The organism is Arthrobacter sp. UCD-GKA (genome assembly GCF_001863355.1).
Classification (GTDB): domain Bacteria; phylum Actinomycetota; class Actinomycetes; order Actinomycetales; family Micrococcaceae; genus Paeniglutamicibacter.
On record NZ_MOLR01000001.1, the window covers coordinates 160,905 to 174,748 of the forward strand.

A 13,844-nucleotide genomic window follows, 5' to 3' on the forward strand; every position below is an offset into this window, starting at 1 on the left:
GCCCGTGGCCACGTGAACAAGAAAGTGGTGGGCCTCGCATCCGCGAGACCCACCACTTCGAGGTGCCGGAGGCCGCTTAGGCTTCCTGCTTGCCTTCAAAAAGTACGACGTTGCCCAGGTTGGTCCAGCCCAGGGACTTGTACAGCTGCTGCCCGTCGATGCTGGCGATCAGCAGGCCTTCCTCGACGTCGTGTTCCAGGGCCAGGGAGACCAGGGCGCGCATGGTCAGGCTGCCCAGGCCGCGGCGCCGGAATTCCGGGGCCGTGATGATGCGGTCGAAGATGGCGTAGCCGTTGACGGCGGAAACGTGGCCGCTGGCCGCAACGACCTCCGGGTCGTCGACCGGGTGGATGGACACGTAGGCGTGCGTCTGGTCGCGTTCGATCTGGAAGGCGAAGCCATCGGTCGGACGCGGTTCCTCGACATCGTGGCCGCCCATCGCCGTGACCATCAGGACCTCGTCGGAATTAAGTACATTGAGCCCCGCCGCCCGGGCGGCCTCGATCAGGGTCGAAGTCTCGTCGGCAAACGCCGTCAGTCGACGCTTGGGATGCTTGTGCAGCGTCTCCGCGACGGCCACTAATTCCTCGTTGGAAGGCTCGTAAATGACATATTCCCAGTCACCCGACGTGTCATGGCGCAGGGCTGCATGGACGCGGCCCTCGTGCCTGCTCTCGTAGCCTCGTGCACCGGCCCAGCCAGATACCCATGTACCGATTAATTCATCGCTTGCAGTAGATCCCATGTTCCGACCCTACCCCGTGTCCTGCCTACTTGGCGTCCATTTGGGGGAACTGTTGCAAGCTTGAAACACTGCGTTAACCAGGTGATCACTGCCACCTCACGTGCGCCTAACGGGTTTTAGGCCATACCCTTAAGAGCGTGTCGCAGAACCGAATTGTCTTGTATTACGCCTTTGTCCCGCTGGCCGATCCCGAGGCCGTGCGCCTCTGGCAGCGTGCCCTTCTGGAGAGGTGGGGTCTGCGTGGCCGCATCATCATCTCCAAGGACGGCATCAACGGCACGGTCGGGGGTGGCATCAAGGAAGTCAAGAAGTATGTGAAGGCCACCCGGGAGTATCCGGCGTTCAAGAAAATGGACATCAAGTGGTCGGAAGGCTCTGCCGAGGACTTCCCCCGGATTTCGGTCAAGGTCCGTGACGAAGTGGTTTCCTTTGGGGCCCCCGGCGAGCTGGAAGTCGATGAAAACGGCGTGGTGGGCGGCGGTGTCCACCTCAAGCCCGAGGCCCTGCACGAGCTGGTGGAGTCGAAAAAGGCCGCGGGCCAGGAGGTCCTGTTCTTCGACGGCCGCAACGCCTTTGAGGCGCAGATCGGCAAGTTCAAGAACGCGATCGTGCCGGAGGTCGAAACCACCCACGATTTCATCGCAGAGATCGAATCGGGCAAGTACGACGGGATGAAGGACCAGCCGATCGTCACCTATTGCACGGGCGGCATCCGCTGCGAGGTTCTCTCGGCGCTCATGGTCAAGCGCGGTTTCACCGAGGTCTACCAGATGCAGGGCGGCATCGTCCGCTACGGGGAAACCTACGGCGACAAGGGGCTGTGGGAAGGATCACTGTATGTCTTCGACAAGCGCATGCATATGGAATTCAGCGAAGACGCAGTGACCATCGGAAAATGCGTGTGCTGCGAGGCCCCGACGAACAAGTTCGAGAACTGCTCGAACCTCTCCTGCCGGAACCTGCGGCTCTTCTGCGCCGAATGCGCCGCGACCGACGAACTGCGCCAGTGCCCCGACTGCGTCGCGGAAGCCACCGACCTGCTCAAGGCCTAGCACGGCATGTCCCCTGGGATAGGGGACCGCAATGCCTCGGGCCGCAATTTCCTTGAAGATCGGGCCTGCGCGGTCCCCTTCCGGCCAAGTGCCGGGGTGGACCGCCTTTTCGTACCCGCATGCCGGCCGTCGGCTGGTTGGCGATTGATCCGCGGCGCGACGTCCGGCCGGCACCAGCGCTCAGAAAAGGCGTGGTTCGGGGGTGCGCCAGTAGGTGTTGCGCCGCGGTTTTTGCTCGGGATCCATGAACTTGGGCAAGATGACGGAGAAGAGCCCGTCATCGTCGCGGATGACCTGGAAGAGCCCGGAATGTATGCCGTGATGGGCGTCGGGGCAGAACGGGGCTCCGAGGTGGATCGCGGTCCTGCCGCCGTCGGCGTAGAAATCATAGTGGTGGATCTCGAGGTGTTCGGGTGGAACCGTGCAGCCGGGCATGATGCATCCCCCGTAGAGTGCAATGATGGCCTCGCGCATGTAGTCGGGGAAGAAGCGTTCCTCCTGGCCGAGGTCCAGGATCCGGGACTTTCCGTTGAGGGTCATGGGCACGGCTCCGCCGTTGCACAAGGCCTGGCGCAGTTCCGCCGGGGTCAGTTTTTGGCCATGGCTGGTGATGCCGTGGGTATCGGCCAATCCGCGCAGTTCGTCCAGGGTCGCAATGATGAAGGTCGTCGGGGAGGGCAGGCCGATGGTCTTCTTCCCGGTGCGTGGTTGGCCCGCCGCCCGGATGAGGTTGAGCAGTCCCTGCAGGTGTCGTTGGGGCGGGGTGAGTCCGTCGCCTCCATAGGCGGTGGAGTTCATGGTTTCCGGGTCGAATAGCCCGTTCCGGGTGCCCGCGTCGCTGCCGGTGCCGTTTGCGGTGAACAGGTTGCCGACGATGCCCGGGCCCTCGGGGTCCAGTGAGAGCTTCCGGATGGTGTCCGGGTCGGTGAGCGGGGCGCCGGTGGCGGGGTCGGTGAGGAAATCCGGGAATCCGGAGCCTGTGCCGGCCTGGTCGGGTGTGCCCGGCTGGCCGTTGGAACCGTTGGAACCGTTGGAACCGTTGGAACCGTTGGAACCGTTGGAACCGTTGGAACCGTTGGTTCCGGCCTCGCTTGTCGTGGCCGGAGCGACTGCACCCGTTCCCGTAGTCGAGGTGGAGGCCAAGGCCTGGGCGAGCAGCCCGTCGCGGTCGCCGGCCTTGGTCTTCGGGTTGTCGGTGCTGGCGCACAGTGCGAGCAGGGCTTCGGTGTCCCGCGGCATGGTGCGCAGCAGGAACTCGCCGATACCGCCGGTGGTGCCGCGGTAGAACAGCCCGGTCTTTGCCCGCAGCAATTCCTCCGGAACCTCGGCAATGTCCTGCTCGAGGGTGGCTTGTATCCCGGCCAGCAGCTTCGCGGTGGTGCGGGGGTCCTCCCGGCGGACGGACTCGGCGACCTGGTGCTCCAGCTCCCCTGCCAAGCGGGCCGGTTCGGGGCGCTGGCTGATGTGCGGGGCGAGTTCCTCCAGTTTTCGCGCCGCGGCCCCGATCTGGCCGGGGTCGGCGGTCCCGTCGGCCAGGTCCCCTGCCAGCACCGGGAACTTCGGCGGGGTCGTAACCCCGTTGAGGTCGGTGCCCGGCAGCAGCCGATCGATCGACCGCATCCGTTCGCGGGCCGCGAAGAAGCTGATGTGCAGCAAACCAGTGAGCATCGCGGTGGTGTCCTTGAAGACCGGCCGCCCGGTCGGGACCGTGGCCGGGTCCGCCGGCAAGAGCACCGACCCCTCCACGTAGGGAACCGGGTCGTCGTGGATCTCGGTGATCTTGGTGAAGGCTTCTTGGGGGAGCTCGTGGGCCAGGGTGCGGCGTGCGGTGTCGGCGGCCAGCAGCTGGGTGTGGACTGCGGTGCGGTGCGCATCCTCGGCCAGCTGGGCGAACAGCACCGCCTGCACGGGGGACTTGGTGCGCGCGGCAATGCTGCGGCCCAGGTCCCTGACCAGCGCCTGGGCCTCAAGCAGGGCGCGCAGTTCATCGTCCGGGGACACGTGGTGTCCCGGGGCGCCGCGGGTGCCCGCGGCGAGTTCGATGAACCGGGTTGCTTCCATGTCCACCAGCATGCGCCGAACCCGGGAGCCGCGGGGTCGGATCCGGGAATCTGTGGATAACTATTTTTCCGGGACTGGTTTCGGGGACGACCGGCACCGGAAGGCACAAGGCGGGGGTAGCCCTTTCCAGCCAGCACGATCAGGGCGACGCCGACCACGGCCAGCCCAATGAGCCGGCCACCGCGCAGGCCAGGAAGGGGTCGGGTGGCTTCGGCGCGCACCGTGCGCGGCTGCATGGGCCCCGGGTGCAGGGCGCTGCGCACCACGATGTTGGCGCTTTCAACCAGGAAAAGGCCCACGGCAAACACCATGGCCAGCTGCTCCGGGGATAGTTGCGGATCCACGCGGGCGCGGTGGTGGTCAGCCATTGCGCGGCAGGGGTTCCGGAACAGGGCGTACCTGCTTCGGCGGACAGGAAGACAGCGGTTGCCGCCAGGAGTCCCGTTGCCGGCCACGGCCACAGCACCGCCGGGGCATTCTCGCGGCCGGCGGTGCGGGCCAGCCAGACACAACATCGTCCAAAAAATAGGTATTTAACTTATATTTTGGGGATCATGAGTTGGCGGATTCGGCCGGCCACATGCCGACGGCACCGTCCCCGGGGGAGATCATTTCGTGTTCCATGTGGAAAACACGCAGGCCGCGGGCCTCGTAGTTGGCGATGGCCGCCGGGCCGTCCAGGGTGCAGGTGTGCACCCAAACCCGGGACACCGGGGCGAAGCCTTCGAAGCGTGTATCCAGGTCCCACGCCCGGGAAATTCCCTCGGTCAGCAACGTGCCGCCCAGGCCCTGGCCGATGCAATGGGGGAACAAGCCGAAGTACATGATCTCGACCTCGGTCGCCGCACCCTCGGAGCGACCCACCAGCTCGATGTATCCGCCCGGTGCCCCGTCAACGTAAAGCACATGGGTTTCGGTGCCCGGGGCCAGCAACAGCGCTTCCCACTCGGTGCGGGTCAGGGCCAGGCGGTCGGCCCAGTTCCATCCGCTGCCCACTCCCCGGTAGAGGAACTTGCTGAACTCCGGGGTGATGGCCTCGACGCGTTCGATCCTCGCCCCGGCAGGCAGGGCCCGCCCGGAGGGGATCAGCTCGTCGGGGGAGAGCTGCTGCAGGTGCGTGGTGGTGACTTCAATCATGGGTTCCATCATAGGCAAGGCGCTACCCGGTTTGAGCGACGTCGATAGACTGTGAGGCGTGACTTCCACCATTGATTTTGCCCAGGTTCCCGATGCCCCCCGCAGCGACGATGTCGCGCTCCTGGACCGGTTTGCCGCCGACCTGCGGGCGGCCGGATACGGGCACGAGTCAATCACCGGCTTCCTGGGCGAGGTCGCCCACGAGGCGCTGATGCGCGATGCGCTCGTCCCTGCACTGCGCCGCATCTCCTCGAGGCCGGAGCCCGGCGCGCTGGGGACCATGCTCGGGCTGTTCATGCTGGGCGCCGATGCCGGACATGACGAGGTCGCCGCCGCATTCGAAGCCACTGGCGTCGACGGGCTGCTGCGGCTCGATGCCATCGAACCGTCCGACGAAGGCCGGGGACGGTGGCGGGCGAAAATCGACCTGCGCCCGCACGCCTCGGATGCCGACGCAGAGCTCTGGGTCGCCAGCGACCTCGGGGCCCACCAGCGCCCGGGGGTGCTGCGCCACGACCACGTGCTGGGCATCGGCCAGGCGTCGCTGACCCTGGCCCAGACCACCATCCGCCCGCAGGTGGACACCGCCCTGGACCTGGGCACCGGCTGCGGGATCCAGGCGTTCCACCTGCTGTCCCACGCCCGCAAGGTCGTCGCCACCGACATCTCGGCCCGCGCCCTGGGCTTCACCCGCTTCAACCTGCTGCTGAACCACGCGGCCCTGGACCTGGACCCGGCGAACCTGGCCGAGCGCGTCGAGCTGCGCCTGGGCTCCCTGCTTGAGCCGGTGGCGGGGGAGCGCTTCGACCTGGTGGTTTCCAACCCGCCGTTCGTCATCACCCCGCGCCTCGAGGGCCAAGACGACGCCGAGCGCTTCACCTACCGCGACGGCGGGATGCCCGGGGACACCCTGGTGGAGACCCTGGTGCGTTCGATCCCCGGGATCCTGAACCCCGGAGGCAGCGCGCAGATGCTCGCCAACTGGGAAATCACCGCCGCGGCATCCGCGGGGGAGGACCCGGAATGGAGCGACGGCCCGCGCTCCTGGCTCACCGGGGACACCGAGGCCTGGTTCATCCAGCGCGAAGCGGTCAGCCCCACGCAGTACGCCGAGACCTGGCTGCGCGACGCCTCGCAGGGGCGGGACGCACAGGAGTTCGCCCTGCAGTACGGCGCGTACCTGGATGACTTCGCCTCGCGCAATGTCGCAGCCATCGGCTTCGGCATGGTGTGGCTGCGCCGCCCGGCGGCCGGAAGCGCCGGATTCGGGAGGCTCTTCGAGTCCATCGGCTACCCCATTGAGCAACCCGTCGGCCCGTACCTGGCCCGCGACATCGCCGTGGCCGACGAGCTGGAGTCGCGCGACGTGGGTGCGCTCCACCTGGTGGTGGCGGAGGACGTCACCGAGGAACGCCACCAGCGTCCGGGTGCCGAGCATCCCGGGGTGATCTTGTTACGCCAAGGTGCCGGATTGCGGCGGACCGAAATACTTGACACCGCCCTGGCCGGCTTCGTTTCCGCCTGCGACGGGGACCTGGACGTATCGTCCCTAGTCGGTGCGTTGGAGTCGCTGATTGCCCCAGACGATTCGGAGTTTTCCGCAAGGCTTTATGAAGGGGTTGTTCGGCTCATTAAGCGTGGCTTCCTTTTGGAGATGCGAAACAACCGCTAAAGTTTTTTTATATGAGCCAGAACACTTCCCCGGGACCGGGTGCCAGCAACCCTGGCCTGTCACCGGCGCCGCCCCAGCCGGTGTCCATCAGCGACCCGCAAGCCATCCGGGCACTCGCCCACGAGGCGCGGTTGACGGTGCTCGAGGAACTCTTCGCCTCGCAGTCAACCCGCACCGCCACCGAGCTGGCCACGCGCTGCGAACTCACGCCCAGCGCCATGAGCTACCACCTGCGCGCCCTGGAGAAATACGGCTACGTGGTCCGCGCCGCCAGCGAGGGCGACGGACGTGAACGCCGGTGGAAAGCGGCCGGCAGCCAGCTCGTGCTCGGATCGCTCTCGGATTCGACCTCCGCGAAGAATGCCTACCTGAATGTGCAGCTCAACGCGTTCCGCGAACGGCTCTCCGCGGAGATCGCCCGTCGTGACAAAGAACGCAAGGAAGGCAAGGAGCCGGAGCCGGACCGCGCCCCGGTGCTGACCACCGGGGTGGTCTTCCTCTCGGAATCCCAGCGCAAGGATTTCATCGCCAAGGTCTACGACCTGCTCTACGAATACGAGGCCCTGGCCGAACCGGAGGCCCGCGGCGTGGACGGGGAACGGCTCTACTACATGCTTTCCTTCCTGCCCGAAATCCGTGACGGCCAGGTCCGCTGACACCACGCGGCTCGGGCGGGAAAACGGGGTCCCGTGGTCCCTGCTTGCCGTCGGGCGCAAAAATACGGCTAACCTAGAGCAGGGAATGTGCTGTGCGCCCACTTTGGTGCACCACTGGTTGCTAATAGGAGTGTTGTGCCCGCCAAGGCCAAGGAAAAGACCGGAATGAAGCTCGTGATCGTGGAGTCCCCGGCTAAAAGCAAGTCCATCGCCAAGTACCTGGGCGAGGGCTTTGAAGTCGACGCCTCGGTGGGGCATATCCGCGATTTGGCGCAACCCGCCGATCTGCCCGCGGAGATGAAGAAGGGGCCCTACGGCAAGTTCGCCGTGGACGTCGAGAACGACTTCGACCCCTACTACGTCGTGTACCCGGACAAGAAAAAGCGCGTTGCCGAACTCAAGGCCAAGCTCAAGGGCGCCGACGCGCTCTATCTGGCAACAGATGCGGACCGCGAAGGCGAAGCCATCGCGTGGCACCTGCTCGAGGTGCTCAAGCCCAAGGTCCCGGTCTACCGCATGGCGTTCACCGAGATCACCCAAGAGGGCATCAACCGTGCCATGGAGAACATCCGGGAGCTGGACACCGACCTGGTCAACGCCCAGGAAACCCGCCGCGTGCTCGACCGCCTCTACGGCTACGAGATTTCCCCGGTGCTCTGGCGCAAGGTGGCCCGCGGCCTGTCGGCCGGACGCGTGCAGTCGGTGGCAACCCGCCTGGTCGTCGAGCGCGAACGCGAACGCATGGCCTTCCGCAGCGCCTCCTACTGGGACTTGACCGGCACCTTCGCCACCGCCAACGGCGAATCCTTCGGCGCGAAGCTCTCCTCCGTCGACGGGGCACGGGTGGCCACCGGCCGCGACTTCACCGACCGCGGCGAGCTGAAGACCCCCAAGACCGGCTCCGTCGCGCACCTGGACGAGGCCAAGGCCCAGGCCCTGGCCGCCGGTTTGGCCGATGCGGACTTCGCCGTCACCAACGTCGACGAGAAGCCCTACACCCGCCGCCCGGCCGCACCGTTCACCACCTCGACGCTGCAGCAGGAAGCAAGCCGCAAGCTGCGCTGGAGCTCGAAGTCCACCATGCAGGTCGCCCAGCGCCTGTATGAAAACGGCTACATCACCTACATGCGTACCGACTCGGTGTTCCTGTCCAACGAGGCGGTCAACGCCGCCCGCAAGCAGGCCGCCGAACTCTACGGATCCGAATCCGTGCCGGCCTCCCCGCGGCTCTACAAGGCCAAGTCCGGCGCCGCGCAGGAGGCCCACGAGGCCATCCGCCCGGCCGGCGACTCCTTCCGCCGCCCCGCCACCGTGCGCGCCCAGCTTTCGGGCGACGAGTTCAAGCTCTACGAGCTGATCTGGAAGCGGACCGTCGCCTCGCAAATGGCCGACGCCAAGGGCTTCACCGCCACCATCAAGCTGGCCGGGGAATCCACCACCGGGCAGGTCGCGGAATTCTCCGCCTCCGGCACCGTGATCACCTTCCGCGGGTTCATGGCAGCCTACGAGGAGGGCCGCGACGCCGCCCGCGAGGCCGAGGCCGCGGAGGCCGCCGAGGAGGCGCGCCTGCCGCAGCTGAAGGTCGCCGACGCGCTGGCCGGAACCGGCATCGACGCCATCGGGCACACCACGTCCCCGCCGGCACGCTACACCGAGGCCTCGATCGTCGCGGAGCTCGAGGCCCGGGAGATCGGGCGCCCCTCGACCTTCGCGCCGACCATCTCCACCATCATGGACCGCGGCTACGTCACCAAGCGCGGCGGCGCCCTGGTGCCCAGCTGGATCGCGTTCTCCGTGATCCGCCTGCTGGAGGAGCACTTCGGCAAGTACGTCGACTACGACTTCACCGCGCGCCTCGAAGACGACCTGGACGAGATCGCCCACGGCCAGAAGGGCCGCACCGCCTGGCTCAAGGACTTCTACTTCGGCTCGCCCGAGACCGGGCAGGTCGGCCTGGAATCGGTGGTCAACAACCTCGGCGACATCGACGCGCGGGCCATCAACTCCATCGAGATCGCCCCGGGCATCGTGCTGCGCGTGGGCAAGTTCGGCCCGTACCTGGAAAAGCCGCTGCCGGCCGACGCCCCCGAGGGCACCGACCCGCAGCGGGCCAACGTGCCCGAGGACCTGGCCCCGGACGAGCTCACCGCCGAAAAGGCCATCGAGCTGATGGAGACCCAGGGCCCTTCCGAGCGCGTGCTGGGCACCGACCCGGAGACCGGGCGCACCATCGTGGCCAAGGACGGGCGCTACGGCGCCTACGTCACCGAGGTCATCGTGGAGCCCACGGCCGAGGAACTGGCCGCCATGCCGGTTGAGTACTACAAGAATGGCAAGCCCAAGCCGCCGAAGAAGCCGGTCAAGGCCAAGCCGCGCACCGGTTCGCTGTTCAAGTCGATGACCGTGGAAACGGTCACGCTCGAGGAGGCGTTGCGGCTGATCTCGCTGCCGCGCGTGCTGGGCGTCGACTCCGATGGGGTGGAGATCACCGTGCAGAACGGCCGCTTCGGGCCCTACCTGAAGAAGGGCACCGATTCGCGCTCCATCGGCTCCGAGGAGGAGATCTTCACGATCACCCTCGAAGAGGCGCTGGAGATCTACTCGCAGCCCAAGGTCCGCGGCGCCCGTGCCGCGGTGCCGCCGCTGGCCGAGTTCGGTGTGGACCCGGTCTCGGAGAAGAATATCGTGGTCAAGGAGGGACGCTTCGGGGCCTACATCACCGACGGGGTCACCAACATCACGATCCCGCGCGACACCACCCKGGAGGAGCTGACCCGGGAGAAGGCCATCGAGCTGCTCGCGGACAAGCGCGCCCGCGGACCGGTCAAGCGGACCTCCGCGGCCAAGGCCCCGGCGAAGAAGGCACCGGCCAAGAAGGCCCCGGCGAAAAAGGCCGCGGCCAAAAAGCCGGCGGCCAAGAAGACCGGCAACTAGCCGCACGCGGCGAGGGGCCACACACATGAGGATGACACCATGAGGCTGGGCGTACTGGATATCGGGTCGAACACCGTTCACCTGTTGCTGGTCGACGCATATCCGGGCGCCCGGCCGGTGCCCTTCGCCTCGCACAAGCGCCCGCTCTCGCTGGTGGCCTACCTGGACGAGCACGGGGCCATCACCCCCGAGGGCCAGGACGAGCTGCTGGATTTCGTGCACGAGGCCGCGCAATTCGCGATCAACCACCACGCGGAGGACCTGTTGGCCTTCTGCACCTCGGCGATCCGCGAATCGGCCAACGGCGAGGCCGTCCTGGCCCGGGTCGTGGCCGAGACGGGCGTGAGGCTGACCGAGCTGACCGGCGAGCAGGAGGCCGGGATGACGTACTACGCGGTGCGCCGATGGTTCGGCTGGAGCTCGGATTCGCTGCTGAACCTTGACATGGGCGGCGGCTCCTTCGAGCTGGCCATGGGCCAGGACGAGTTCCCCACCGTGGCCCACTCGGTGCCGCTGGGGGCCGGACGGCTGACCCGCGACTGGCTGGAGGCCGACCCGCCCTCGATCAAGGACGTCAAGGCGCTGCGCCACCACGTGCGCGAGGTGCTCGCCGAGCCGGTGGCCGAGCTGCGCCAGTTCGGCAAGCCGACGATGGTCACCGGGACCTCGAAGACCTTCAGGTCGCTGGCCCGGATCACCGGGGCCGCCCCGTCCGCGGAGGGGCCCTACGTCAAGCGGGTGCTGCGCGCCGAGTCGCTGAAGGTCTGGACCAACCGGCTCACCGCGATGAACTGGGAGGAACGCGCCGAGCTTCCGGGGGTCTCGGCGATCCGCGCCCCGCAGCTGCTGGCCGGTGCCATCGTCGCCCTGGAGGCGATGAACGCGCTGAAGGTCAAGAGTCTGCGGATCTGCCCGTGGGCGCTGCGCGAGGGGTTGATGCTGCGCAGGTTCGACCACGTCCTGTTTGACTCCACCGCTCCGCTCAGTAGTAGCGTGGGTGTCGGAGAGGTAGCACTGGGGCAATCCTCGGTATTGTCGATGTCCCAGGGCAGCAACGTTCTGTAGCGAAAGACTCTGTAGCGAAAGAAAAGGGGCACAGGATCCATGGTCGAGTCAGGCACGGGCGCCAAGGCCCCGATCCCGGTGGCGCTTTCCAGCGCCTCGGTATACCCGCTGAACGTCCACGACGCCTTCGCGGTGTCCCACGACCTGGGCTACGACGGGGTCGAGGTGCTGGTTACCGGCAACCAGGTGTCGCAGGACGCGGTGGCGCTGAACCGGCTGGCCGAACGCTACGAGCAGCCGGTGATGGCCATCCACGCCCCCACGCTGCTGCTGACCCAGCAGGTCTGGGGCACCGCGTGGAACAAGATCGAATCCGCCGCCGCGATGGCCGTGCAGGTCGGCTGCGACGTCGTGGTCGCCCACCCGCCGTTCCGCTGGCAGGGCACCTATGCCACCGAGTTCGCCACCGGCATCCGCCGCATCATGGAGGAGTATGGGGTGAAGATCGCGGTGGAGAACATGTACCCGTGGCGGGCCCGGGGCCGCGAGGCGAAGATGTACCTGCCGCACTGGAACCCGGTCCCCGAACCCTACGAGTTCGTCACCTGGGACTTCTCGCACTCGGCGATCGCCGACATGGACTCGGCGGTGGCCATGCGTGATTTGGGGCAGCGGCTGACCCACGTGCACCTTTGCGACGGACTGAACAACGGCAAGGACGAGCACCTGGTGCCCGGCCGCGGCACCCAGCCGGTCATCGAGGCCATCGAGTACCTGCGCGACTCGGCCTGGGACGGGGTGGTGGCCGTGGAGGTCTCCACGCGCAAGGCCAAGGGCGCCGGGGAACGCGAGGCCTGGCTGGGCGAGACCCTCGAGTTCGCCCGGCGGCACCTGGCCCCGGCCAACGAGGGCGCCGCCTCGGGGACCCACTCGATCTAGCCGCCGCACGCCGGCAAACCGGCCGGTCCGGCCGCCGGGCGTGGAACAATGGGCACATGACTTCCGTGCTTTCGACTTCCGCCCTGGCCGCCAACAGACTTGCCTTCCTGGGCACCGGATCCATGAACGGGGCGGTGCTGCGCGGCATCATCGCCACCGGCTACAGCCCCGGGGCGATCGTGGCGACACTGCGCAGCAATGCCAAGGCCCACGACCTGCGCGCCGAAACCGGCGTCACGGTCCTGGTCGGGGAGCAGGACCCGGAAGCCAACCGCACCGCCGCCCGGGACGCCGACATCGTCTTTTTGGGTGTCAAGCCCGTGGGCATCGCCGCCCTCTGCGACGAGATCAGGGACGTGCTCAAGCCCACCGCCGTGGTGGTCTCGGTGGCCGCTGCCATCACCATCGAGATGATCGCCGCGCACGTTGCCCCGGGCCAGCCGGTGGTGCGCTCCATGCCCAACACCCCGCTGAAGGTGGGCGTCGGCGCCGTCGGGCTCAGCGCCGGGGAGACCGTCTCCGAGGCGGCGCTGGCCGCGGTCGTGGACCTGTTCGCCGGTTCCGGGGTGGTCCACGTGGTCCCCGAATCCCAGCAGGACGCGGTGTCGGCGATCAGCGGCTCCGGACCGGCCTATGCGTTCTACCTGGCCGAGGCCATGGCCGCTGCCGGGGTCAAGCTGGGCCTGGATCCGGCGCTGGCCACCGACCTGGCCCGCGCCACCGTCGCCGGGGCCGGGAAGATGCTTGCCGACCCGCAGGCCGACCCCTCCGCCCTGCGCCGGGGCGTGTCCAGCCCCAACGGCACCACCGTTCAGGCCCTGGCCGTCTTCGACGCGGAGGACCTTGCGGGGATCGTTGCCCGCGGGGCCGCGGCCGCCGCCGCACGCGCCGCGGCGATCACCCGGGAACTGGCCTAGCAAACACCAAAGTTCCCCCTTCCGTGGCGTCTTCACGCGGCGGAAGGGGGAACTTTGCGTTGTCCGGGGCCCCTAGGGCCGGGCGGCGAAGCGCTCGAGCAGATCCACGTGCCCGGAGACGATCAGCACGTCGCGCCGGGTGACCTTGGTGTCGGGCTGCGCGTAGGTGAAGTCCTCGCCGGGGGACTTCACGCCCACCACGGTGATCCCGTACTTGGAGCGCACCTGGGACTCGGCCAGCGTGAAGCCCTGGGTCTCCTTGGGCGGGAACATCTTCACGATCGCGAAGCCGTCGTCGAACTCGATGAAGTCCAGCATCCGCCCGCCGACCAGGTGCGCGGCGCGCACCCCGGCGTCGGCCTCCGGGTAGATCACGTGGTTGGCGCCGATGCGGGTGAGGATCTTGCCGTGCGAGGGCGTGATGGCCTTGACCCACAGGTGCTCGATGCCCAGGTCCACCAGGTTCACGGTGATCAGCACGGAGGACTCGATGGAGGTGCCCACGCCCACGACGGCGGAGGTGAACTCCTGGGCGCCGAGCTGGCGCAGCGCGTCGATGTTGGTCGCGTCGGCCTCCACCACGTGGGTGAGCACCGAGGCCCACTTCTGCACCAGTTCCTGGTTCCGTTCGATGGCCAGGACCTCGCGGCCCTGCTTGACCAGTTGCTCGGCCACCGAGGCGCCAAAACGGCCCAGCCCGATGACCAGCACCGGGGCGTTGTGGTC

Annotated in this window: 11 protein-coding genes; 7 read left to right on the forward strand and 4 right to left on the reverse strand. The window is 67.5% G+C overall.

The window, feature by feature from the left end:
- Positions 1–76: 76 nt before the first annotated feature.
- The gene (locus BLJ79_RS00745) at positions 77–745 is read right to left on the reverse strand and encodes a GNAT family N-acetyltransferase (RefSeq protein WP_071212757.1); all 669 of its coding nucleotides are present in this window, start codon (positions 743–745) and stop codon (positions 77–79) included.
- Between the two features lie 137 nt (positions 746–882).
- Here BLJ79_RS00745 and trhO point away from each other — a divergent pair, with 137 nt between their 5' ends.
- The gene (gene trhO, locus BLJ79_RS00750) at positions 883–1,797 is read left to right on the forward strand and encodes an oxygen-dependent tRNA uridine(34) hydroxylase TrhO (RefSeq protein ID WP_071212758.1); all 915 of its coding nucleotides are present in this window, start codon (positions 883–885) and stop codon (positions 1,795–1,797) included.
- Between the two features lie 180 nt (positions 1,798–1,977).
- Here trhO and BLJ79_RS23200 read toward each other — a convergent pair whose 3' ends face one another.
- Together BLJ79_RS23200 and BLJ79_RS00760 are read right to left on the reverse strand one after the other, a co-directional pair.
- Positions 1,978–3,858, reverse strand: coding sequence for an HNH endonuclease signature motif containing protein (locus tag BLJ79_RS23200; RefSeq protein ID WP_175475355.1), 1,881 nt, complete (start codon positions 3,856–3,858; stop codon positions 1,978–1,980).
- Positions 3,859–4,410: 552 nt separating this feature from the next.
- Positions 4,411–4,995 (reverse strand): GNAT family acetyltransferase, encoded by a 585-nt coding sequence (locus tag BLJ79_RS00760; protein WP_286135215.1) that lies wholly within the window; start codon positions 4,993–4,995, stop codon positions 4,411–4,413.
- 58 nt (positions 4,996–5,053) lie between these two features.
- Between BLJ79_RS00760 and BLJ79_RS00765 the strand changes: the two genes are divergently transcribed.
- The 6 genes from BLJ79_RS00765 (at position 5,054) to proC (ending at position 13,118) form a co-directional block, all read left to right on the forward strand.
- Positions 5,054–6,667, forward strand: coding sequence for a DUF7059 domain-containing protein (locus BLJ79_RS00765; protein ID WP_071212761.1), 1,614 nt, complete (start codon positions 5,054–5,056; stop codon positions 6,665–6,667).
- A gap of 11 nt (positions 6,668–6,678) precedes the next feature.
- A complete protein-coding gene (locus BLJ79_RS00770) occupies positions 6,679–7,323 on the forward strand; it encodes an ArsR/SmtB family transcription factor (RefSeq protein WP_071212762.1) in 645 nt (214 codons plus the stop codon).
- A 135-nt stretch (positions 7,324–7,458) separates the two neighbouring features.
- Positions 7,459–10,257, forward strand: a complete 2,799-nt coding sequence (topA, locus tag BLJ79_RS00775; RefSeq protein WP_071212763.1) for a type I DNA topoisomerase — start codon at positions 7,459–7,461, stop codon at positions 10,255–10,257.
- Between the two features lie 39 nt (positions 10,258–10,296).
- Positions 10,297–11,322 (forward strand): Ppx/GppA family phosphatase, encoded by a 1,026-nt coding sequence (locus BLJ79_RS00780; protein ID WP_071212764.1) that lies wholly within the window; start codon positions 10,297–10,299, stop codon positions 11,320–11,322.
- A 39-nt stretch (positions 11,323–11,361) separates the two neighbouring features.
- Complete coding sequence (locus BLJ79_RS00785; RefSeq protein WP_071212765.1) at positions 11,362–12,201, forward strand: sugar phosphate isomerase/epimerase family protein; 840 nt, start codon at positions 11,362–11,364, stop codon at positions 12,199–12,201.
- A gap of 56 nt (positions 12,202–12,257) precedes the next feature.
- Complete coding sequence (gene proC / locus BLJ79_RS00790) at positions 12,258–13,118, forward strand: pyrroline-5-carboxylate reductase (RefSeq protein ID WP_071212766.1); 861 nt, start codon at positions 12,258–12,260, stop codon at positions 13,116–13,118.
- Positions 13,119–13,190: 72 nt separating this feature from the next.
- Here the strand turns inward: proC and BLJ79_RS00795 are convergent, their stop codons facing one another.
- Positions 13,191–13,829: a potassium channel family protein gene (locus BLJ79_RS00795; protein ID WP_071213217.1), complete on the reverse strand. Its 639-nt coding sequence runs from the start codon at positions 13,827–13,829 to the stop codon at positions 13,191–13,193.
- Between the last annotated feature and the right edge of the window lie 15 nt (positions 13,830–13,844).